At 58.6% G+C, this 21608-nt stretch carries 18 protein-coding genes and 3 tRNA genes; 4 read left to right on the forward strand and 17 right to left on the reverse strand.

The genetic code is table 11. From position 1 onward, the window contains the following. Positions 1-10: 10 nt before the first annotated feature. The 7 genes from KO088_RS03675 to KO088_RS03705 all read right to left on the reverse strand — a co-directional run bounded on the left by KO088_RS03675 (position 11) and on the right by KO088_RS03705 (position 7484). Entirely contained in the window at positions 11-2881 is a 2871-nt protein-coding gene (locus KO088_RS03675) for a M16 family metallopeptidase (RefSeq protein ID WP_251419774.1), read from the reverse strand. 178 nt (positions 2882-3059) lie between these two features. After that, positions 3060-3509: a nucleoside deaminase gene (locus KO088_RS03680; protein WP_215493621.1), complete on the reverse strand. Its 450-nt coding sequence runs from the start codon at positions 3507-3509 to the stop codon at positions 3060-3062. Beyond that, a complete protein-coding gene (locus KO088_RS03685; RefSeq protein WP_060935485.1) occupies positions 3509-3730 on the reverse strand; it encodes a hypothetical protein in 222 nt (73 codons plus the stop codon). The genes KO088_RS03680 and KO088_RS03685 overlap by 1 nt, the downstream gene beginning before the upstream one ends. 21 nt (positions 3731-3751) lie before the next feature. Then, the gene (locus tag KO088_RS03690) at positions 3752-4633 is read right to left on the reverse strand and encodes a diacylglycerol/lipid kinase family protein (RefSeq protein WP_215493622.1); all 882 of its coding nucleotides are present in this window, start codon (positions 4631-4633) and stop codon (positions 3752-3754) included. Next, positions 4630-5103: a preQ(1) synthase gene (queF, locus tag KO088_RS03695; RefSeq protein WP_009432540.1), complete on the reverse strand. Its 474-nt coding sequence runs from the start codon at positions 5101-5103 to the stop codon at positions 4630-4632. Before queF ends, KO088_RS03690 begins: the two co-directional genes overlap by 4 nt. Positions 5104-5124: 21 nt before the next feature. Next, positions 5125-6603, reverse strand: a complete 1479-nt coding sequence (gene proS, locus KO088_RS03700; protein ID WP_215493623.1) for a proline--tRNA ligase — start codon at positions 6601-6603, stop codon at positions 5125-5127. Positions 6604-6794: 191 nt separating this feature from the next. After that, on the reverse strand, positions 6795-7484 hold the full coding sequence (locus KO088_RS03705; RefSeq protein WP_215493624.1) for a hypothetical protein: 690 nt from the start codon (positions 7482-7484) through the stop codon (positions 6795-6797). 749 nt (positions 7485-8233) lie between these two features. On the opposite strand from KO088_RS03705, the gene KO088_RS03710 reads away from it, so the two are divergent. The 4 genes from KO088_RS03710 (at position 8234) to nagB (ending at position 12175) form a co-directional block, all read left to right on the forward strand. Beyond that, positions 8234-9130, forward strand: a complete 897-nt coding sequence (locus tag KO088_RS03710) for a diaminopimelate dehydrogenase (protein WP_215493656.1) — start codon at positions 8234-8236, stop codon at positions 9128-9130. 37 nt (positions 9131-9167) lie between these two features. Further along, positions 9168-10034: a prolipoprotein diacylglyceryl transferase gene (lgt, locus tag KO088_RS03715; RefSeq protein ID WP_215493625.1), complete on the forward strand. Its 867-nt coding sequence runs from the start codon at positions 9168-9170 to the stop codon at positions 10032-10034. A gap of 96 nt (positions 10035-10130) precedes the next feature. Then, entirely contained in the window at positions 10131-11333 is a 1203-nt protein-coding gene (locus KO088_RS03720; protein ID WP_188807778.1) for an FprA family A-type flavoprotein, read from the forward strand. A 56-nt stretch (positions 11334-11389) separates the two neighbouring features. Then, complete coding sequence (nagB, locus tag KO088_RS03725; protein WP_215493626.1) at positions 11390-12175, forward strand: glucosamine-6-phosphate deaminase; 786 nt, start codon at positions 11390-11392, stop codon at positions 12173-12175. A 96-nt stretch (positions 12176-12271) separates the two neighbouring features. On the opposite strand, the gene KO088_RS03730 is transcribed toward nagB, so the two are convergent. From KO088_RS03730 to KO088_RS03775, 10 genes are all read right to left on the reverse strand, one after another. Further along, a complete protein-coding gene (locus KO088_RS03730; protein WP_215493627.1) occupies positions 12272-13531 on the reverse strand; it encodes a THUMP-like domain-containing protein in 1260 nt (419 codons plus the stop codon). Positions 13532-13540: 9 nt separating this feature from the next. After that, a complete protein-coding gene (locus KO088_RS03735) occupies positions 13541-16042 on the reverse strand; it encodes a glycoside hydrolase family 2 TIM barrel-domain containing protein (RefSeq protein ID WP_215493628.1) in 2502 nt (833 codons plus the stop codon). Positions 16043-16219: 177 nt separating this feature from the next. After that, positions 16220-16290, reverse strand: a tRNA-Cys gene (locus tag KO088_RS03740). Between the two features lie 143 nt (positions 16291-16433). Continuing rightward, a tRNA-Gly gene (locus KO088_RS03745) sits at positions 16434-16506 on the reverse strand. A 21-nt stretch (positions 16507-16527) separates the two neighbouring features. After that, positions 16528-16610: transfer RNA gene (locus KO088_RS03750), tRNA-Tyr, on the reverse strand. Between the two features lie 31 nt (positions 16611-16641). Then, positions 16642-17142: a 6,7-dimethyl-8-ribityllumazine synthase gene (ribH, locus tag KO088_RS03755; RefSeq protein ID WP_215493629.1), complete on the reverse strand. Its 501-nt coding sequence runs from the start codon at positions 17140-17142 to the stop codon at positions 16642-16644. A gap of 18 nt (positions 17143-17160) precedes the next feature. Then, a complete protein-coding gene (locus KO088_RS03760) occupies positions 17161-17850 on the reverse strand; it encodes a tetratricopeptide repeat protein (protein ID WP_215493630.1) in 690 nt (229 codons plus the stop codon). 156 nt (positions 17851-18006) lie between these two features. Continuing rightward, positions 18007-19092: a phosphotransferase enzyme family protein gene (locus KO088_RS03765; RefSeq protein WP_251419776.1), complete on the reverse strand. Its 1086-nt coding sequence runs from the start codon at positions 19090-19092 to the stop codon at positions 18007-18009. 117 nt (positions 19093-19209) lie between these two features. After that, entirely contained in the window at positions 19210-19788 is a 579-nt protein-coding gene (locus KO088_RS03770) for an outer membrane beta-barrel protein (protein WP_215493631.1), read from the reverse strand. A 217-nt stretch (positions 19789-20005) separates the two neighbouring features. Next, positions 20006-20584, reverse strand: a complete 579-nt coding sequence (locus KO088_RS03775; protein ID WP_215493632.1) for an outer membrane beta-barrel protein — start codon at positions 20582-20584, stop codon at positions 20006-20008. Positions 20585-21608: the final 1024 nt, after the last annotated feature.

Consider the following 21608-nt stretch of genomic DNA (forward strand, 5'->3'; position numbering starts at 1 on the left):
GCGAGGGGGCTTAGTGCTCCCAGGTCTTTGCTTCGGGGGCGAGGCTCTTGACGACGATGTCACGGCGCTTGCCTTCGTCGAGGAGCTTCTTCAGCAGGGAGGAGACGTCCTGAGCTGTGACTTCAGAGACCTTGACCTCCTGACCGGTAGCGGTCTTCTTGGAGAGGTCGGGGGCCTTGCCTGTCTCAGCGTAGGCATTCAGGAGGGCGATCCATACGCCGAGGCTCATGCCGTCACCGGCTTCCTTGGCCTCAGCCTCTTCGTCGAGGACCTGAGGGATGTGGACCTTCTTATACTCGTCGCGGTCGATCTGACCTGCTGCGATGGAGCGGAGGATCTCATAGGTGCGGGCCTTGAGGTGGTCGGCCTTAGCACGTGAGGTGATGAAGTGGATCGAGAGGCTTGTGCTGGCTACAGGGTCGTCGGTGTAGTTCGTCTTGACGGCGATGCTGTAGGTACCCTGCTCCTTCTCACGAAGCTCGTCGAAGAGGCGGTTCTGCAGGAGGGGCTCCAGCAGACCGAGGGCGATGCGCTCGCGGTCGGTGAGCTTCTTATCTCCGAGGAAGGAGAGCTCGACTTCGCCCAGATCCCCCTCGGTGTCGACCTCGAAGGTACGCTCGATGACACGCTCACGGGAGCTGTGGTCACGGATCGTGTAGGAGCGACGTGGTGCCTTGGGGTTGCCAGGCAGGGCAGCCAGATAGGTCGTGACGATGCGCTTAGCTTCGGCCTCGCTGATGTCACCGACGAGACAGCCCGCCAGCTGTGAAGCATCGCCGAAGTGCTCAGCATAGAGGCGGGGCAGGTCGCTCAGCTTCATCTTATCGTAGAAGGCATTGTCCTCACGAGGGTTGGCCTCGGTGATGGGGTTCAGCAGTTCGCTGATCTCGCGGTCGACGGCTTCGCGGCCCTGCTGGGGCTTCGAGTCGTAGATGTAGCGCTTACGCTGGAGCCACTTGTCGAAGATATGCTGATCGAAGCGCTGCTTATTCAGTACGAGGTAGAGGTAGGAGAAGAGGTCGTCTACGCCGTCCGTCTTACTACGTGCCTGCATCCCGTCGATATACTCGGTGATGGAGAGGTTGACCTCCATGGGGCGGTTGCGCAGCCACTGGGCGAGCTGGTTGCGGTCGTACTTATAGAGACCTGAGGCCATGATGAGGCTCTGCATAGCCGAGAAGGAGGGAAGGTCGGCAGGCTTGACGATGGACTGGCCACCCTTAGCCGAAGCGAGGAAGAGGACTTCGCCCTTGAGCTCCTTGGCCAGATTCTTATAGATGACCTTCATGCCATTGGAGAGCGTCCACTCGGTAGCGCCGAGGGAAGGGATCTTCTTCTCACGAGTGATCTTCCCTGCGGGGAGCTTGAAGTCGATGAGCTTCGTGATAGGTGCGGGCTCGCTGCTCTCGGTGGCCTGTGCGGGAGTGTTGTAAGCTGAGAGCTCCTTGAGGAACTCCTGCTCGGAGATCGCTTGTGCGGAGGGACTATTGGTGTAGGCGACGAAGGCGAGGTTGCGGTCACCCATAGCACGCTGCTTGAGCCAAGTACGCAGGTCGTCAGCCTCCAGCTCGACGAGTGCCTCGAGGTTGTCCTCGAGCTGCTGGCGGAATTCGCGCATCGGCGTACCGTAGAGGTAGTTGTTGCGGTAGATGTCAATGAAGTTCTGTGGCGTGCCGAGACCCTTGTCGTCGCTCAGCACTTCCTTCATACCATCATAGAGCTTCTGCTTCTCAGCCTCGAAGGCGTCATCGCTGAAGAAGCCATAGGGCATCTGAGCTCGAGCGGCGAGGATCTGCTGGAGAGCAGTCTTGTCCTGACCCGAGTAGGGTACGAAGTCCCAAGCGAACTGGCCGTAGCCACGTACCAGCGGTGAGTAGCTCACTGAGGCAGCGATATAGGCTTCCTCACCGCGGTTGCGCAGGCGAGCGAAGTATTGTGGAGCAAGGGTGTTGAAGAGCTGCCCGAGGAGGTAGTCCTTCGTAGCCTCTGCCGTGGGGCGGTTCGTGGGGGTGGCTACACGCTGATAGAGCCCGTAGGAGTGTGAGCGGTTCTCCTTATCCGTGAAGCGATAGTAGAGGGGCTGCGTATTGTCGTCAATCGCATAGGGAGGGCGTGCCTTAGCATTGCGAGGTGCGGGGAGCGAAGCGAAGAGCTTCTGCACCTTCTGCTCATAGACGGCGGGGTCGATATCCCCGACGATCATCACGCACTGCAGGTCGGGGCGGTACCACGTCTTGTAGAAGGCCTGGATATCGGGATACTTGAAGGTCTTCAGGACGTCGAGGCTACCGATGACATTGCGCTTGGAGTACTGCGAGCCATTGTAGATGACGCCGGCGATGCTATCGCTGAGACGCTTGTCGATGCCGCCACGCTGGCGCCATTCTTCGATGATGATGCCGCGCTGCTTCTCCGTATCCTTCTCGGTGATGGAGATGCCACTGCACCAGTCCTTAAGGATGAGGAGCACGGAGTCGGTGAGGCCCTTCTCTGTCGTGGGGACATCCATGATGCTGTAGCGCGTGTCGTCCGTACCGGTGCGTGCGTCGAAGCTGTAGAGGCCACGCGTACGCAGGTAGTTCATCACGCCACCTGGGAAGTGCTCGGTGGCTTCGAAGGCCATGTGCTCGAGGTAGTGGGCAAGCCCATTCTGCTTGTCGTCCTCGAGGATAGCTCCGACATTCTGTAGGAGGAAGAAGTGTGCCGTACCCTCGGAGGCACCCGCATCACGGCTGATGTAGTACGTCAGCCCGTTGGGGAGACGGCCTGTGCGGAGGGTCGATACTTGTGCGGATAGTTGGGTGTAAGAAAGCCCTCCCAAGGCAGCTGCTATCAGGAGGCTTTTCGCGAGTCGAGTCGCGCGTGGTGTCTTGGTCGTCATCACGTATTGGGGTCTATTGATCAGGTTACGTCAGTACAGTATAGTGGGAGGGCGTTCCTCCCCCGAGTTCAGAGTAAGGCGCTTTCCCGCCACTCATAAAACGCTCCAAATGTACATAAAGTGCCTCAATACTCATACTAAGGCGCAAGAATATGGTATGAGATGTGATAAACAAAGGCTATCGGCGCGCTGCGAAGAAGCGCTGCATCAGCTCGCGCGCCTCGTCGGCAAGCAGCCCTCCACGTATCTTGGCACGACGGGGGAAGAGGTCGGGCGCATAGTGTCGGTAGCCGAACTTCTCCTCTCCTGCACCATAGATAATCTCCCCTAAGCGAGCCCAGAAGAGCGCTCCAGCGCACATCACGCAGGGCTCCACGGTCACATAGAGCTGGCAGTCGGGGAGGAACTTACTACCCATATACTCCGTGGCGGCTGTCACCGCCAGTACCTCGGCATGGGCTGTGGGATCACTGAGGCGCTCGACCTCGTTGTGTGCTCGGGCGATGATCTGCCCACGGCAGACGACGACAGCACCGATGGGTACTTCGCCCGCCTCGTAGGCCAAGGCTGCCTCAGCGAGGGCCTGGCGCATGAAGTATTCGTCAGAGTAGGGGAGGACGGTGCTCATCACTGCATCTCAGCTTCGTCGAAGAGGAAGGGCGCATTGCGCTCATGCTCCGTGATGACCTCGGCCATAATGACCTCGCGCATCCAGCCCGTGCGACTCGCGATACGTCGGCTCTCACAGTGGTCGATGATCGCCTTGTACTCCCGCTCGTTGAGGGTGAGCGTGAGGCGGTGCGTACGTCGGAGGCGGGGGCGTGGGCTTGCGACCCTTTTCTTAGCCATGGCGTGCTGAGGGGAGGCGGACTATTGGGGGATGATGACGTGCAGCGAGTGGGGGCGCAGCTGGATGTCGATGGTGGTACCCAGCTCGAGGGGCTCACCGTCGATATGTACAGCGCCTGCTGTGGGGCGCTCGATGCGGAGCGACTTGATGCGCTCGGTCTCGTAGTGCTTGTTGCCCGCGAGCTTGCCGAGCATGAGGTCACCTAAGACCATAGCTGCCTCGAGGATGGGGAAGGGGCGTATGATCGCCAGATCCAGCAGGCCGTCCGACAGGTCTGCCTCGGGAGCGATGTAGGCATTGTTCCCGTACTGCGTGGCGTTCGCCACGACGAGGACGAAGGCCTCCGTCTCGAGCGTGCGCTCACCGTCGTTGATGTCGAGGCGATAGGTCTCGGGCTTGAAGGAGCGGTACTCCTCGATCATGGTGCGCAGGTAGGTCACGGGGCCACGTGTGGAGGCCTCGGCGAAGGTCCTACTGACGGCAGCGTCGAAGCCCATCCCGCAGGTGCAGAAGAAGGGACGTCCGTTGAGCTCGCAGCTGTCGATGGCGATACGTCGACCGCTGACGAGCTGCTGGATGACCTGATCGCTCTTCATCGAGAGGCCGAGCGTGCGCGCCAGACCATTGCCCGAGCCCTTCGGTACGATGCCGAGAGCCGTCTGGCTCCCGACAAGGCCGCGTGCGACCTCATTGACCGTGCCATCACCTCCGACGGCTATGACGTGGTCGTAGCCTTCGCTGGCGGCACGTCGGGCAAGCTCTTCGGCGTGCCCAGCGGCCTTGGTGTAGGTGAGGAAGAGCTCGTACTCCGATGCGTTGTAGGCTTGGCCTAAGAGATCGGGGATATTCTTCTTCGACCCCGTGCCTGAGATGGGGTTGATGATGGCAAGGACTTTCTTCATCGTACGGGGTGATTAGCTAAGCGCTGGAAGGCGAGCTCCTCGTACTTCGTGCCGGGGCGCCCGTAGTTGGCGAAGGGCAGGATGCTGATACCACCGCGTGGGGTGAAGTCCCCGACGACCTCGATGTATCGTGGATCCATAAGCTCGATGAGGTCCTTCATGATGATGTTCACGCAGTCCTCATGGAAGGCCCCGTGATTGCGGAAGCTGAAGAGGTAGAGCTTGAGGCTCTTGCTCTCTACCATGCGCACATCGGGGATGTAGTTGATGTAGATGGTCGCATAGTCGGGCTGTGCCGTGATGGGGCAGAGGCTGGTGAACTCGGGGCAGTGGAAGCGCACCCAGTAGTCGTTGCCCTGATGCTTGTTGGTGAAGGCCTCCAGTACCTCAGGAGCGTAGTCCTGGCTGTACTGGGTGGTCTTCGATCCGAGGAGGGAGAGTTCGTTCTCTCCGTCACGTATGCTGGCCATAGGGTAGTCTGTGGTGATGAATTAGTAGGCGCGGGCGAAGAGGACACGCTGAGCTGAAGGCTTGCCGGTGACCATGCACTTGCCTGGAGTCTTGTCGCCCTCGAGGGGGATACAGCGGATCGTGGCCTTCGTCTCGGCCTTGATCTTCTCTTCGGTCTCGGGAGTCCCGTCCCAGTGGGCGAGGATGAAGCCACCTTCCTCGATCTTCTCCTTGAATTCCTCATAGGTGTCGACCGTGATGGTGTGGCTCTCGCGGTAGTCGAGCGCCTTCTGGTAGATGTTCTGCTGGATCTCGTCGAGGAGCTGAGCGATGTGGTCGGCGATGCCGTCGAAGGCACAGGTCTCCTTGGTGAGCGTGTCACGGCGAGCTACCTCTACAGTGCCGTTATCGAGGTCACGACCACCGAGAGCGAGGCGTACGGGTACACCCTTGAGCTCGTATTCGGAGAACTTCCACCCGGGCTTCTTGTTGTCTGCGTCGTCGTAGCGCACACGGATGCCGCGCTTCTTCAGCTCGGCGATGAGGGGCTCGACGTGGCGGCCGATCTCGTCACGCTGCTCGAGTGTCTTGTAGATGGGGACGATGACGACCTGATGAGGGGCGAGCGTTGGGGGGAGGACAAGACCGTTGTCATCGGAGTGGCTCATGATGAGTGCGCCCATCAGACGGGTCGATACGCCCCATGAGGTAGCCCATACGAGCTCCTGCTGGCCGTCCTTGTTGGTGAAGGTGACGTCGAAGGCCTTGGCAAAGTTCTGCCCAAGGAAGTGCGACGTACCGCTCTGCAGGGCCTTGCCATCCTGCATCAGTGCCTCGATGGTGTAGGTCTCTACGGCACCGGCGAAGCGCTCGTTGGCGCTCTTCACACCGACATGCACGGGGATAGCGAGGAAGTCGCGGGCGAAGTCGGCGTAGACATTGACCATACGTACTGCTTCTTCTTCGGCCTCCTCACGGGTAGCGTGGGCGGTGTGACCTTCCTGCCAGAGGAACTCAGCGGTGCGCAGGAAGAGGCGGGTGCGCATCTCCCAGCGCACGACGTTCGCCCACTGGTTGCAGAGGATCGGGAGGTCACGGTAGGACTGGATCCAGCCCTTGTACGTATTCCAGATAATGGTCTCGGAGGTAGGGCGCACGATGAGCTCTTCCTCGAGCTTGGCCTCAGGGTCGACGACGACGCCCCCGTCGGGGCTGGTCTTCAGGCGGTAGTGGGTGACGACGGCACACTCCTTAGCGAAGCCCTCGACGTGGTCGGCCTCCTTGCTGAGGAAGCTCTTCGGGATGAAGAGGGGGAAGTATGCGTTGTAGTGACCCGTTTCCTTAAACATGTCATCGAGCTGGCGCTGCATGCGCTCCCAGATAGCGTAGCCGTAGGGCTTGATGACCATACAGCCGCGCACGGCGGCGCTCTCAGCTAAGTCTGCCTTGATGACGAGATCCTGATACCACTGGGAGTAATCCACGCGGCGGGGAGTCAGTTCCTTGAGTTCTTTTGCCATTATGATTATGTGTCGTTATCTATCTCTATGTTTATGAGTTCACAAAGATACTAAAACCAAGGGAGTGGCGGCGGGTAGCGCTCTGGGTCTCACCAGAGGTCAAACCGCCCGCGAGGGGGTATACTATAGCCGACGGGCCGAGCATACCCCCTCATGGGATCGCGTGGAGGACGGATCGGTGTGGTGTACGCCTATCGCCCTAATGGGTTGGTGAAGACAAGGCCTACGCTGGGATAGACCCCGACATTCGTATTCTTCCCGAGGATGCTCCCTGTGTAGGCATCGGGGCTAAATGTTCCCCGCCAGCCGAAGGAGCTATAGGTGCTCAGCCCGACCTGCAGGCCGATAGCATGGTAGGGCGATAGGCGGTAGCCCAGTGTCAGGCGGTAGGTGAGCCCTATCCCCCAGGCATTCGCCTTGGTCTCAGCACGGCTCCCCCATGCTTGTGCTAAGCCGTGGGTGTAGGTGACGCCCACGCTGAGGCTATTCCGCAGGAGGAAGCTCTGTCGATGCAGGGGGCTTACCTTCGCCCAAGCCAGCCCCACATAGCTCTGCTGGATACGCGTCTCTGCGGATAAGTCAGCGAGCGACCTGCGCCACTGCAAGCCCTGTGCTTCTAAGCCGATGGCCTCCCCTGGCTTGTACTGTAGGAGGAGCTGTGCATGTAGGGCGGGGCGTAAGCCAAAGTATTCGGACTGATACTTTAAGCCGAAGGGAGAGATATTCATCCCTGTGTTCCACACGGTGGAGAGACCGATCTCGGTTGTCAGGGTAGGCTTCTGCGACTCTTGAGCTGCTGCGGAGGTAGCTACTACAGACGTAGCGAGGAGCACTCCAGCTAATCTCTTGACGTTAGCCATAGGGAGTACGAGCTTTCTCATAGGATATAAGTGTGATTAGGGTCGGTGATGAGGTCACCTGAGGGGTGCATAGTCCCATCGGTGTGTGCCGTAGGGATGGGGTGTTCGTATGACTTGTTAACGGCAGGCGGTGCTTGCTTCTCACGGTCCTGCTGGTGGGTGACCTCATGGCGCCTTCAGGGCAGGGAAGTAGTGTATCGTCTGAGAGCGGAGATAGGAATTTTTCTCACGCAAACGATGGGGATAGGGTGGAGGTGCGGACTCTCGCCCTTCGGTGGGTCTACGGCGTGGCGGAGAAAGTCCTCCCTTTGATACGGCTATGAGGAGCGAAGTGGTGCTGCAATGGGCTCAAAACGAGCGAGAAAAAGTTGTGGAGGAGTAGAAAGAAAGTTACGACGCACTACGCCTATTCTTTCGTCTACGTGCGAGGACTTAAAGACTACGTACCGAGATGATAGGATTTACGTGCCTGGCTCTAAAATCCACGTACGTAGACAGCGGAATAGACGTAGTGCTTCGGGGGAACTTCTCGCGGTGCACGAGAGACGTGCAGTGCTGCTTTGCGCCTTTTCCTCTGCTCCCTTGGAGGGCACCCTTGTATAGCTCTTCGGAAGGGGGCTGTATGGCCTTGTCGTCGCACCCCTACGGGAGGGCGGTCTGTCGTCGTGGAGTGCGGGGCCAGTGGCATAGGGTGGTTTTCGTATCTTTGTAATTATAATAGATGTACTAATCATTTTACTCACCTCAAAAACAACAGAAATATGTCAGAGATGAAGAAGCTACGTGCCGCCGTCGTCGGCTACGGGAATATCGGTCGCTACACCATCGAGGCTCTCGAGGCAGCACCCGACTTTGAGATCGCAGGTGTCGTGCGTCGCGACCCCTCGAATGTCCCCTACGAACTCCGCCCCTACCGCGTCGTCAGTCGCATCGAGGAGCTGGAGGACGTCGATGTAGCTATCCTCTGTACCCCTACGCGTCTGGTAGAGGCCACCGCTCAGCAGATCCTCCCACTCGGCATCCACACGGTCGACAGCTTCGATATCCACACCGATATCCTGCAGCTGCGTAAGAACCTCGGCGAGACCGCCCGTGCCCACGGCGCCGTCTCCGTCATCGCCTCGGGCTGGGACCCCGGGAGTGACTCGGTCGTCCGCACGCTGATGGAGGCTATCGTCCCTAAGGGGATCACCTATACCAACTTCGGCCCAGGGATGAGCATGGGCCACACCGTCGCCGTGAAGGCCATCGCAGGTGTCCGCAAGGCCCTCTCGATGACGATCCCCACGGGCACGGGTATCCACCGCCGTATGGTCTACATCGAGCTGGAGCCTGGCTACAAGGCCGAGGAGGTCATCCAGGCGATCAAGTCGGATGCGTACTTCGTCCATGACGAGACGCACGTCACCGTCGTCGATGACGTTGATCAGCTCATCGACATGGGCCACGGCGTACACATGACTCGCAAGGGCGTCTCGGGTACCACGCAGAATCAGCTCCTCGAGTTCAACATGAAGATCAATAACCCCGCTCTCACCGCTCAGATCCTCGTCGCCGTAGCACGTGCTACGCGCCGTCTGGCTCCTGGCTGCTACACGATGCAGGAGATCCCTGTCATCGACCTGCTCCCTGGTGAGCGCGAGCACTGGATCGGCAAGCTCTGCTAATCCTTCATTTCCCCTCTCTCTGTAAGCCCTTTAGCCTATGCTTAGTGCCATCACTTGGGACGTCGATCCCGTCATCATAGATATCTTCGGCCGCGGTATCCGCTGGTACGGCCTCCTCTTCGCCCTCGGGCTCCTGATCCTCGGCCCGATGATCGAGGAGCGTATCTGGAAGCGTGAGCGCCTGCCGGAGGAGTGGATGAACTCCCTCTATATCTATGTCGTCCTCGGCACCGTCATCGGGGCGCGACTGGGGCACGTCCTCTTCTATAATCCCTCCTACTACCTCGCCCACCCTGGGGATATCCTCAAGGTATGGGAAGGTGGCTTAGCGAGCCACGGGGGGACCATCGGGATCATCCTCGCCGTATGGATCTACTCGCGCCGTGTGACGAAGAAGTCCATCCTCTGGACACTCGACCGTCTGGCTGTCCCCACGGGGCTGGCTGCGGCACTCATCCGTATGGGGAACCTGATGAATAGCGAGATCTTCGGCCGCCCGACCGATGTGCCTTGGGGCTTCATCTTCCCTCGCGCCTCGGAGTTCGCTGGCTACGCTGAGCGCGGTATGGCGATCCCCGCCTGCCACCCGACACAGATCTACGAAGCGCTGGCTTACCTCCTCGTCTTCGCCCTGTGTATGTACCTCTACTGGGTGCGTGACGCTGCTCGCCGCTACTCGGGCCTCATCCTCGGCTACTTCCTGACGGGCGTCTTCGGCTTCCGCTTCTTCGTCGAGAGCATCAAGAACGTGCAGGAGGCTTGGGAGATCAATATGGTCGCCAGCTACGGTATCAATATGGGGCAACTGCTTAGCATCCCCTTCGTCGTGGCAGGCATCGCACTCATCGTCTACGCCTACCGCCATCCGCTCAGCCCTGAGCCCCTTGACAAAAAGAAAAGCTAACAACATAGAGGCGCTCCCCGAGTCCTGACGACTGCGGGGGAGCGCCCCTTCCTTGTCTTATCCATACTACTACACCCTATCACTACACTACGGACTATGTACCAAGTACCTCAGATCACTGACTCCGTCTACTACGTCGGCGTGAACGACCGCATGAAAGAGCGCTTCGAGAACGTCTGGTCGATCCCCTCGGGCGTGGCTTACAACGCCTACCTCATCGTAGACGAAAAGACGACCCTCATCGATACGGTCGACGTCTGCTACTCGGATATCTTCTTCCACAAGCTCGACCTCATCCTGCAGGGCCGCCCCGTGGATTATCTGATCATCAACCACATGGAGCCTGACCATGGTGGCTCGATCGGTCTCCTGCGTCAGCGCTACCCCGACATGCAGATCGTGGGGAACAAGAAGACCTTCGATATGCTCAGTGGCTTCCATGGCATCACGACGGGCCTCCACGAGGTCAAGAGTGGCGATGCGCTGCGTATCGGTAGCCATGAGTTCTCCTTCCTGATGGCTCCTATGGTACACTGGCCCGAGGTGATGTTCACCTATGAGCAGTCCAACCGCCTCCTCTTCTCTGCTGATGCCTTCGGCTCCTTCGGTGCGCTGAGTGGTCATATCTTCGATAGCCACCTCACCGACCGCCAGTCCTACCTCGATGAGATGGTGCGCTACTACGCCTGCGTCGTCGGTAAGTACGGCCCCTTCGTCAAGAAGGCGCTGGCCAATATCGACAAGCAGGGCCTCGACATCGAGTATGTATGCCCCTCGCACGGTGTCGTCTGGACGCGTGAGGGCTTCGCCGATGCACGCCGTCTCTACGACCGCCTCTCGAGTAACGAGACCGAGGAGGGGGTCGTCATCCTCTACGGCTCGATGTACGGCAATACCGAGCAGCTGGCCGACATCCTCGCACAGAGCCTCGCTGCCTCAGGCGTGAAGTCCATCGTCTGTCACAACGTCACCAAGAGCGACCCCTCGGTCATCCTGCGTGATGTCTTCCGCTACCGTGGCCTCATCATCGGTAGCCCCACCTACTGCGGTGAGCTCTTCTCTCCCATAGAGAACCTTATGAACCTCATCCGCATCCGCGACGTCAAGGACCGCATCTACGCGGCCTTTGGCTCCTATGCGTGGGCTCCCGCAGCCCTCAAGCGCCTCCGCCCCTTCGCTGAAGAGATGAAGTGGGAGGCTGTCGGTGAGGGCTTTGAGCTGAAGATGGCGGACCTTCCCTCCGTCATCGGCGCAGCTTGGGACCTCGGCACGCAGATGGCCGAGCGCCTCAAGGCTTAGTCCCCCCCCTAATTCCAATTTGCATATCAATCCATCAATTTCTAAACACAGATCGCATGCGTCTAATCATCCAGCCCGACTATGTGGGCATCTCCCAGTGGGCAGCGGACTATGTAGTCCAGAAGATCAATGCTGCCGCTCCTACGGCTGCTAAGCCCTTCGTACTTGGTCTGCCCACAGGCTCCTCACCCCTCGGCATGTATCGTGCCCTGGTGGCAGCTCATCAGGCCGGGCGCGTATCCTTCGAGCACGTCGTCACCTTCAATATGGATGAGTACGTAGGTATCCCCCAGGATCATCCTGAGAGCTACCACACCTTCATGTGGAAGAACTTCTTCAGTCACATCGACATCAAGAAGGAGAACGTACACATCCTCAACGGTAATGCCACCGACCTCGAGGCCGAGTGCGCTGCCTACGAGGAAGCGATCCTCGCCGCTGGTGGTATCGACCTCTTCCTCGGCGGTATCGGTCCCGACGGGCACATCGCCTTCAATGAGCCAGGCTCTTCGCTGACCTCACGCACCCGTATGAAGACCCTCACCACCGATACCATCATCGCCAACAGCCGCTTCTTCGATGGCGACGTGAACAAGGTACCTAAGACGGCCCTCACCGTCGGTGTCGGTACCGTCATGGCTGCCCGTGAGGTGCTGATCCTCGTCAACGGCCATGGTAAGGCTCGTGCCCTGCAGCAGGCTGTCGAAGGCTGTGTGAACCAGATGTGGACGATCACTGCTCTGCAGCTCCACCCCAAGGGCATCATCGTCTGTGACGAAGCTGCCTGCATCGAGCTCAAGGTCGGTACGTACAACTACTTCAAGGATATCGAGCGCCTCTAAGGCTCTCGCTCCCCCTAAGCAAAAGGCCTCACGCCCCACGACTCTCCTCGGAGTAGTCGTGGGGCGTGAGGCCGTTTTGCGTGCTGTCGTGGCGCCTTAGACGCGGCGGCAGCGGATGAGTACGTGCGAGCCGTCGGAGGCTGTCGTGCCGAAGAGCGTCTGCTCGGCGCTGTCCTTGATGCGGAGCTTAGCGCGCAGGGCTTCGGGGCGCAGGGGGAAGTTGCGGCAGGTGATCTGCGCTGCACCGATTTCCCGTCCGAGTGCCTTGAGCTGGGACGAGGCGAAGGGATAGACCGCCTCGACTGCGAAGGCGCGGCCAGGGAAGGGCGCTTCGGGCAGCGTGTCTGCCGTGTAGAGGTGGCTATTGGGGTGCAGGGCTTCGAGGCCGTAGACGGCGCCGATACTGCGGTAGAGCCCTGTCTTCATCAGGGCAGCGTGAGGCTCGAAGAGGTAGGCGCGGGGGCTCACGGCATAGTGTAGCTGGGTGCTCTCCTCATAGTGTAGAGCTTCGGGGAGGACGAAGGCAGGGGTAGGCTGCGTGGGATGGAGGTCTTGAGCGACGAAGGTCACCGTCTCGGGCTCCGCTTCGCCCGTAGCCTCAGCGAGGTCGATGAGGAGGAGAAGCTCCTTGGCTTCGCCACGTACGGAGACGACGTGTAGCTCCCGCATGCCAGCGACGGAGCGGAGCGTATGCACCACATCGAGCATCGGCGAGAGCTTGACGAGAAGGCGGGGGAAGGGTAGGGAGAGCTCACGATAGAGGGTGTGAAGCTCGGGGAGGAGTGTGTGGAGGCTGGGCTCACAGTCCTCGATGGCGTAGACTCTACGCGTCGTGTCCTCGCCCTCTCTGCGGGCGGGATCGAGGTAGATGAGGGTAGGCTGGTGTGTGGAGATGAGCTCCCGTAGCTGGGGGATCGACTCACCGTGGATGAGCTGGAGCTTTGCCTCGGGGAGTAGGCGAGGGAGGTTCGCTCGTGCTGCTGCGACGAGGTCTGCCTGTCGCTCGACGTAGACCCCTTGCCCCGTGACGCTCGTGAGTGCCCAGAAGTCCACGCCGAAGCCCCCCGTAAGGTCGATGAGGCGGTCGGTGGCTGTGGCGAAGCGCGTCTTATAGCGGGCAGCTTCTTCGCTCGAGCACTGCTCCAGCGTCAGTGATGAGGGAAGGAAAACCCCAGCCGTATGCCAGCTGGGGAGCTTCCTTCGGAGGGCTGACTCTGCCGTCAGCTGCAGGGCAAGCGCTGTGCGCTCCTCGCGAGAGAGTGATCCTTTGCCGAGGAGGATCCTATCGGGGGATGTGCCCCGATAGGTCTCCTGCAGCGAGAGGATATGATGTATGAAGTCGAGCTGTAGCGACACGACGGGTGGCTACTTCGTGACTTGGATGCGGATCTTAGCCGTGGGCAGGCCCTTAGCTGAGACGGAGAGGATAGCTTCGCCAGCCTTCTCACCACTCTGTACGAGGGCTACGAGCTGACCGCTGAAGGCGTGGTGCTGGGGCAGGTGGAAGGCATCGAGTGAGGCGGGATTGCCCGACGCAGCAGCACGGAAGGAGCCGGCGCCCGTGACCTTGAACTGCAGGAGGCGTGCGTCATCGGGGATGAGGTTGCCGTCCTTGTCCACGACACGTACCGTGACGAAGGCGATATCCTTGCCGTCGGCATTGATGCTCGTGCGGTCAGCGATGAGCTCAAGGTGATGGGGGCGACCAGCGGTGTGGACGACCTGCTCAGCGACAGCCTTACCTGACTTGTCGTAGGCGACGACCTTGACTTCCCCTGGCTCGTACTTCGTATCCATCCACATCAGGCGGTAGCGCTTCTGACGGGTGAAGGCCTCTTGGCTCTCCTTGTTCTCCGTAGCGTCGATGGTGATGCTCGTATCCTTCTTCTGGCGACCCTGGCTCTTGCCGTTGATGAAGAGCTCGGCCTCGGGGTGGTTGGTGTACACGAAGATGGGGGTTACCTGTCCTTCGCGCCCAGGCCACGTCCAGTGGGGGAGGATGTGAAGCGTCTCAGCGTCCTTGTTCCAGTGGCTGCGATAGAGATAGAAGCGGTCCTTGGGGATCCCTGCCAGGTCGATAGCACCGAAGAGCGAGGAGTGGCTGGGCCATTCGCTGTAGTAGGGAGTAGGCTCACCGAGGTAATCGATACCCGTCCAGATGAATTCGCCCATGCTCCAGTCGTGGTCCTCCTGACGGATGAAGTCATCCTCGGGGAGGTTACTCCAGCCGCAGTGCTCGACGTCGTAGCCCGAAGCCTGATGGTCGGGGTACTTCGCCATGCTCTTGCGTACGACGGGGAACTTATACACACCGCGCGAGCTCACCGTGGAGCAGGTCTCGGAGCCGAGGAGGAAGCCCTGTGGCAGGACCTTGTGTGCGGTGTCGTAGAGGAAGGGACGGTAGTTGAAGCCTGGGATGTCAAGGGTGCCAGCCATACCGCTCTTCAGCACGCCTAGGGGATTGTCCATGCCGTTGGTGACGGGGCGCGTGGGGTCTTCGCGGTGGCAGATCTCCTGTAGGCGGTAGGCGAGCTTAGCGCCTTCGAAGCTGGGCTGCTCGGGGACTTCGTTCCCGATGCTCCACATGATGACCGAGGGGCTGTTGCGGAACTGGTGGATGAGGTTCGTGAGGTCACGCTCATGCCACTCGTTGAAGTCCAGGTTGTAGCCGTTGGGCACCTTGGGCTGGGCCCATGAGTCGAAGCTCTCGGCCATCAGAGGCATACCCATCTCGTCACAGAGACGGACGAACTCAGGTGCGGGCATGTTGTGTGAGGTGCGGATGGCATTGACGCCCATGTCCTGCATCTGGCGGATCTGGCGGCGCATAGCAGCCTCGTTGACAGCGGCACCGAGAGGGCCGAGGTCGTGGTGGAGGCAAGCGCCTTGGAACTTCAGCTTACGGCCGTTGAGGAAGAAGCCTTCGCCCGCCTTCAGCTCGATGGAGCGGATACCGAAGGTCGTGGTATCGCGGTCGATGACTCGCGAGCCGTCGGAGAGGGTGACGGCGTACTTATAGAGGTTGGGCTGGTTGATGTCCCAGAGCTTGGGAGCGGAGATATCGAAGCCCGTGCGATAGATGCTGTCTGCTCCCTTGCTGGAGAAGCTCTCTGAGCGCTCAGCGACGACCTTACCCTCGGGAGAGAGGATCTTCGTCTCGATACGCAGTGGGCGACCAGCGAGGTGGCTAAGACCAGCGATCTTCGTCTCTATGGATACGTAGGCTTGGTCAGCACTTACCGAAGGCGTCTGGATGCGCGTGCCCCAGAGAGGGATGTAGGTGGGGGAGGTGATGGTGAGGTGCACGTTGCGATAGAGCCCTGCACCAGGGTACCAGCGGCTGCTCTCGTGCTTGTTCTCCAGACGGACAGCAAGCGTGTTGCTTGCTCCGGGGCGAACGTATGGGGTGACATCGAAGGCAAACGTGTTGTAGCCATAGGGCCAGTAGCCGACCTCCTTGCCGTTGACGTAGACGCGGGCGTGGCTCATCGCGCCATCGAAGCGGAGAAAGACGCGGCGATCACCGAGGTCTTGGGGGATGTCCAAGCTGCGGCGGTACCAGCCAGCCCCTACGAAGGGAAGGCCACCGGTACGACCAGCATGCTCCATAGCTTCCTTCTGACCATCCTGTGCGATAGCCAGGTGCTGCTTGTCGTTCTCAAAGCTAAAGGGCCCGTAGATCGCCCAGTCGTGGGGGACGGTGACACGGCTCCACTTGCTGTCGTTGTAGTCGGGGGTGGAGAAGGAAGCCTGGTCCTGGCGGGTGAAGCGCCACCCCTTCTCGAGGAGGAGCTCAGAGCGCTGGGCCTGTAGCTGGTGGCTGAGGGCGGCACATAGCGCAAGGGTACATGCGAATCGTCGCTTCATGTGAGATGAGTATCTGTATTTCTATATAATAATGTACATGGAGAGAAGATGCGCCCAGAGTGGGCACGATCTCAAAAGTCAAAGATAAGCAAAAAGCCCCGACCCAGCCGACCGTATGCCCTGCGGCTAAAAGCAGAGAGCTCCGCCATCCTGTCGGATAGCGGAGCTCTACTTCTGAGGTTCCTGGCGGAATCGAACCGCCGTAAACGGTTTTGCAGACCGGTGCCTAACCACTCGGCCAAGGAACCCTGTGTGGTTTGCGCTTGCAAAGTAACTAAATTCCTCCCACATAAACAAGCACGGGGCATGGGGTGCGTGCTCGGGGTGGTATAAAAAGCAAGATGCGCATCTCAGAGAGACGCGCATCTTATAGCTTGCTTAGTCAGCGTAGAGCGGAAGACGGGGCTCAAACCCGCGACCCTTAGCTTGGAAGGCTAATGCTCTATCAACTGAGCTACTTCCGCATTCCTGATGACGGAAAGGAGTGGGCAGTGATGGATTCGAACCACCGAAGGCGTAAGCCAGCTGAGTTACAGTCAGCCCCATTTGGCCACTCTGGTAACTGCCCTTACCTGTTCTTTGCAGTGCAAAGGTACAAACTATTTCTGAACTGTGCAAATGGGACGGCACATCTTCAGTGCAGTCTCCGCTGCTTCGGCACCCTTGTTGCCCAAGCGACCGCCTGCTCGCTCCTCCGCCTGCTCCATCGTTTCGGTCGTCAGGACGCCGAAGATGACGGGTGCAGGAGTCGTGCGGAGGCCAGTGATAGTCATGTTCAGCTGGGATATGCCGAAGGTCACACCCTGACAGATGTAGTCGAAGTGAGGGGTGTCCCCACGGACGACACAGCCGATAGCGATGACGGCATCCACACCGTCGTTCAGCAAGCGAGCGGAAGCATTGACGAGCTCGAAGGCCCCTGGTACACGGAAGACCGTGATCTTCTTTACCTCTTGCTTGCGGAGCACTTCGAGAGCGCCCTCTAGCAAGGGTTCAGTGATGTTGTTGTTCCACTCCGCTACAGCGATACCGATGTGTAGCCCTTCCCCAGAGGGGACGGGGCTGTAGTGGAGGGATTGGATATGGTCTATCGTAGACATAGTCTATGTGCGAGCGGACTACTTGCCCTGAGCCTGAGCACGCAGGAGGTCAGCTTCTACGCTTTCTGCTTCGGGGGTGGTGTAGTACTTCGTCTTGACCTCGTTGTAGAGGGCGATAGCCTTGTCGTACTTGCCGAGCTTCTCGTAGACGTGACCAGCCTTGATGAGGCAGCTGGGAGAGATCGCTTCGCTGGAAGCAGCCTTAGCAGCAGCTTCGTAGCTCTTGACAGCTTCTTCGAGCTTGCCGAGCTGTACGAGGCAGTCACCGATCATGCGCTGTACCGAGGGAGCGACGACGGCTTCATCAGCAGAGAACTTCTTCAGCTCAGCCAGTGCTTCCTGATACTTACCCTGGTCATAGAGGCAGATACCGCTATAGGCGTGAGCGAGGTTCGCTGCGTCTGTACCGGAGAAGTTCTTGGCGATGGCTTCGAAGCCTGGGGCACCAGCACCCTGACCCTTGAGGGCGAGGCTGTCCTGCCCAGCGATGAAGCTGTCTTCGGCTACGAACATCTGTGCGGTAGCCTTCTCAGCCTTAGGGACTTGGACGAAGCGGTGGTAAGCGAAGATGCCGAGAGCGACGATGACGACAGCCGCTACTGCGATGATGATCTTCTTGCCGTGGCGCTCGAAGAAGAGTTCACCCTTCATTACCTTCTCATCGATGGTGTCGAGGGCGTCGTGCTCTGGGAGCTCGTGATGTGACATACGTATTTATCTTATTTGTTGTTGGTTATTCCGCTATATCAGTGGGGCAAAGATACGACTTTTCATGCAACCTGACACGCCCCACCCAGAGCCCTGCAGCTCGCTGGGAGTGCGGGGCTCTGGGTGGCTCTATACATTATAATATATAGGGGCGGCTTACTTCAGCAGGGCCTCCATCTCGGCTGCCTTCTCCTCGAGGCACTCGAGGTAGCGGAGCTGAGCGCGCGTGCGCTGGAGGTTGTGCTTGGGAGAGTGGATCTTGAAGTAGGTGTCTCCGTTGAGGTAGTCGACGAGGAAGCGTACCGTCTGCATGTAGGTCATCAGGCGACCACCGTAGGCGATGAGGCTGCGCTCGGTGGGGGTGAGGAACTTACCCGCCGTGGAGAGGTAACCTTCGACGAAGGCCTTGTAGATCTCCATGTTCACGCCGATCTTCGAGAGGTCTGCTTCATCTTCGGGAGCGAAGTTCACGCCCGTACGGATGAAGTCACCCACGTCGCTGAGGATGAAGCCAGGCATGACGGTATCCCAGTCGACGACGCAGAGTACAGCGCCCGACTTATCGAAGAGGACGTTGTCGACCTTCGTGTCGCAGTGGATGGTGCGCTTGGGGAGCTTGCCCTCAGCGTAGAGCTTCTCCTGGAGGAGCATCGAGTCGGCACGGCGGTCGATCTCGGCGAGGATATCCTGCACTTCGGCGACACGGCCAGCGGCATCCTGAGCGACAGCGTCGCGGAGCTGCTGCAGGCGGAAGGGCATGCTGTGGAAGTTCTCAATGGTCTCACCAAGACGACCCTCGGGGATGACGGAGAGGATTTCTTCGAACTGACCGAAGGCGGCACCAGCGTAGCGGGCGGCCTTGGGGGTGAGCTCGCTCATGCTCATACTCTCGGGGATGAAGCGGCAGACGCGCCAGTAGTTCTCCCCATCGTGGTAGTAGTTCTTCTCGGGCTCCTCGAGGTTGGGGAAGAAGTAGAGGTACTTACGCTCTGCTTCGGGGTCGCCCTCTGCTTCGAGGCGCTCGCGCATCGTGTCGGATACGATAGCGACATTGCGCTGCAGGACTTCGATGCGGGGGAAGACGAGGTGGTTCACGCGCTGCAGGATCCAGCGTGGTGTCCCTTCACGGTCAGAGACTACGTAGGTGTCGTTGATATGGCCATTGCCAAAAGGCTTCATCTCCCCGATCTCAGCAGAGGAGATGAACTTGCTGATAATATGCTCCATATTAGGATGATTCATTTTTAGGTAAGGACAAAGATATACAAAAAGCCTATCCCCACGCCAGCGGACTGACGTGGGGATAGGTGTATTTAGGCGAGGTCTCAGCGACCTCTACCCTTAGCGGGTGGCTCGCTCTTAGAAGCGGAGGCCTACGCCAGCGAAGAACGAAGCGTTCTTATAGCTGGTGTTAGCGATGTTGTTCTTGAGGGCGTTGACCATACCGATGTCGGTACCGACACGGAGGTAGACCTTGCTGAATTCAAGAGCGGCAGAGGCGTTCAGACCCATATCGAAGCGCTTGTAGATGCCGGCCTTGAAGGCATCGAGCTTACCCGTGGTAGAGAGACCGTAGGCGAAGTAGGGGCCAGCTTCGACAGATACAGCGAAGTTCTCGCTGAAAGGTACGCGGATACCGAGGTCCACGGGTACGCTGATGTAGTTGAGACCGTAGCCATCTTCAGAGATGTACTTGAAGCCTTCCTGGCGGAACGTCACCCCAGGAGCGAGGTAGACGCCAGAGGCAAGCCCGACTTCGGTAGCAAGGCTGGCGCGGAAGCCCAAGCGGACTTTAGATTCGGGGGTGACGCCTACTACCTTATTGACGCCACTTGCGAAGTTTGCGCCTACTTCGATACGGGGATGGATTTCAGTCTGAGCTTGAGCGGAGAGGACGCCTGCAACGAGAGCGAAGGCGGCGAAAAATAGCTTCTTCATATTCGTGTCTATTTGTGTGGTGAATTACGGCACTATAGCGACAGAGTATAGTTGGCCGTAGGATTAAAGATAAATGTGCTTCATGTCGCGTATATACAAAGGTACATAAAAAGCCTATTCCCTCAAAAAGCCTATCCCCACGCCAGCGGACTGACGTGGGGATAGGTGTATTTAGGCGAGGTCTTTGCGACCGGAGCCCTTAGCGGATGGCTCGCTCTTAGAAGCGGTAACCTACGCCAGCGAAGAACGAAGCGTTCTTGTAGCTGGTGTTAGCGATGGGGTCCTTGAGAGCGTTGACCAGACCGATATCGGTACCGAGACGGAGGTAAACCTTGCTGTATTCGATAGCAGCAGAAGCGTTCAGACCCATGTCGAAGCGCTTGTAAGCACCAGCCTTGAAGGCATCGAGCTTACCCGTGGTAGAGAGACCGTAGGCGAACGAAGGACCAGCTTCTACAGATACAGCGAGGTTGTCGCCGAGACCTACGCGGATACCGAGGTCCACGGGTACGCTGATGTAGTTGAGGCCGTAGCCGTTACCATTGTCGAACTTGTAGCCTTCCTGACGGAACGTCACCCCAGGAGCGAGGTATACGCCAGAAGCGAGTTCGATTTCGGCAGCAACGCTAGCGCGGAAGCCCGTGCGGACCTTAGAGTCAGCGGTGACGCTACCTACCTTGCTGATACCACGAGCGAAGTTAGCACCTACTTCGATACGAGGGTTGATGGCCGTCTGAGCCTGAGCAGAGAGCACGCCTGCAACGAGAGCGAAGGCGGCAAAAAATAGCTTCTTCATATTCGTTTCTTTCTATGTTAGAGACCACGGCAACATACCGAAGTCGAGCTGCAAAATTAGAGATATTTAACGAATGTGCAAATATTCTTCAATTATTCAGCCTCGGATAAAACGCATCCTGATGATGGTATCGTATATATGGGAAGTCGCTGGAGGAGCTTTTCTGCCGAGAAAAGAGCACCCTATGTAGCGTGCGTGTGTATGTACCTTCGCGAGGGGTGAAAAGTGACCAGTACTGGTCGCCGATCGGAGTAGTACTGGTCAGCGCGCGAACCAGTACTGGTCACTGATGCGTAGTAGTACTGGTCGGATGAGTGACCAGTACTGGTTGCTTTTCGCCTCCCCTTATCTGCTGGTTTTAGAGTGTGCTTCGTATGGGCAGAGTTATATAGGATGGTGAAGAAAGCTATATAGCTTTGGATCAATTCCTATATAGCTTTCGGTGCGAAGCTATATAGCATTGTGAAGTGACCTCTATTAGGTTGTTGCTTCGCGTAGGGATAAAAGTTATGGACGAGTGGCAGAAAAGTTTGGGCTACGTACGTGGCTCTAATATCTACGTACGTGGATATTTGGACTGACGTGCTTGGTCTTTAAGACTACGTGCGTAGACAGAGGAAAAGCACTACGTGAAGGCGCTTTTTCCTTCACGAGAAGGGCGCTTTTCCTTCCGCTGGATAAGAAAAATACTCGCGATAAGGCGCAGGGCTTGTGTCTCTCTTCGGAGAGGTATATCGGGGAGCTATATTGACGATCAGTCGCTTATGCCTCGATATGGGAGCCGTGCGCTGGGTGGGAAAGGGCGCGAAGGGCAGAATTTGAGTACCTTTGTTTGGGTGCTTATACATCCGTGGAGGTGGTTAGCTTGGGCTTCGGTAATAGAGAAGCCCCTTTCTGTGGGCCCTATTGTCGGGCTGCAGAGCGACTTCCTCCACCCATAGAGCACCACCTTTCCGTAGGAACCCTCCGCTGGCGAGTCCTTCGCCTCTCGGAGTGTCTCCGATACATTATATATATAGGGAGA

This window comes from Porphyromonas bobii (genome assembly GCF_943169685.1).
GTDB classification, from domain to species: Bacteria; Bacteroidota; Bacteroidia; order Bacteroidales; family Porphyromonadaceae; genus Porphyromonas; species Porphyromonas pasteri.

What these genes read in the sequence shown, in the direction of transcription:
- KO088_RS03675 (WP_251419774.1), bottom strand. Translation starts at nt 2,881, where the DNA reads ATGACGACCAAGACACCACGCGCGACTCGACTCGCGAAAAGCCTCCTG.
- KO088_RS03680 (WP_215493621.1), bottom strand. Translation starts at nt 3,509, where the DNA reads ATGAGCACCGTCCTCCCCTACTCTGACGAATACTTCATGCGCCAGGCC.
- KO088_RS03685 (WP_060935485.1), bottom strand. Translation starts at nt 3,730, where the DNA reads ATGGCTAAGAAAAGGGTCGCAAGCCCACGCCCCCGCCTCCGACGTACG.
- KO088_RS03690 (WP_215493622.1), bottom strand. Translation starts at nt 4,633, where the DNA reads ATGAAGAAAGTCCTTGCCATCATCAACCCCATCTCAGGCACGGGGTCG.
- queF (WP_009432540.1), bottom strand. Translation starts at nt 5,103, where the DNA reads ATGGCCAGCATACGTGACGGAGAGAACGAACTCTCCCTCCTCGGATCG.
- proS (WP_215493623.1), bottom strand. Translation starts at nt 6,603, where the DNA reads ATGGCAAAAGAACTCAAGGAACTGACTCCCCGCCGCGTGGATTACTCC.
- KO088_RS03705 (WP_215493624.1), bottom strand. Translation starts at nt 7,484, where the DNA reads ATGAGAAAGCTCGTACTCCCTATGGCTAACGTCAAGAGATTAGCTGGA.
- KO088_RS03710 (WP_215493656.1), top strand. Translation starts at nt 8,234, where the DNA reads ATGAAGAAGCTACGTGCCGCCGTCGTCGGCTACGGGAATATCGGTCGC.
- lgt (WP_215493625.1), top strand. Translation starts at nt 9,168, where the DNA reads ATGCTTAGTGCCATCACTTGGGACGTCGATCCCGTCATCATAGATATC.
- KO088_RS03720 (WP_188807778.1), top strand. Translation starts at nt 10,131, where the DNA reads ATGTACCAAGTACCTCAGATCACTGACTCCGTCTACTACGTCGGCGTG.
- nagB (WP_215493626.1), top strand. Translation starts at nt 11,390, where the DNA reads ATGCGTCTAATCATCCAGCCCGACTATGTGGGCATCTCCCAGTGGGCA.
- KO088_RS03735 (WP_215493628.1), bottom strand. Translation starts at nt 16,042, where the DNA reads ATGAAGCGACGATTCGCATGTACCCTTGCGCTATGTGCCGCCCTCAGC.
- ribH (WP_215493629.1), bottom strand. Translation starts at nt 17,142, where the DNA reads ATGTCTACGATAGACCATATCCAATCCCTCCACTACAGCCCCGTCCCC.
- KO088_RS03760 (WP_215493630.1), bottom strand. Translation starts at nt 17,850, where the DNA reads ATGTCACATCACGAGCTCCCAGAGCACGACGCCCTCGACACCATCGAT.
- KO088_RS03765 (WP_251419776.1), bottom strand. Translation starts at nt 19,092, where the DNA reads ATGAATCATCCTAATATGGAGCATATTATCAGCAAGTTCATCTCCTCT.
- KO088_RS03770 (WP_215493631.1), bottom strand. Translation starts at nt 19,788, where the DNA reads ATGAAGAAGCTATTTTTCGCCGCCTTCGCTCTCGTTGCAGGCGTCCTC.
- KO088_RS03775 (WP_215493632.1), bottom strand. Translation starts at nt 20,584, where the DNA reads ATGAAGAAGCTATTTTTTGCCGCCTTCGCTCTCGTTGCAGGCGTGCTC.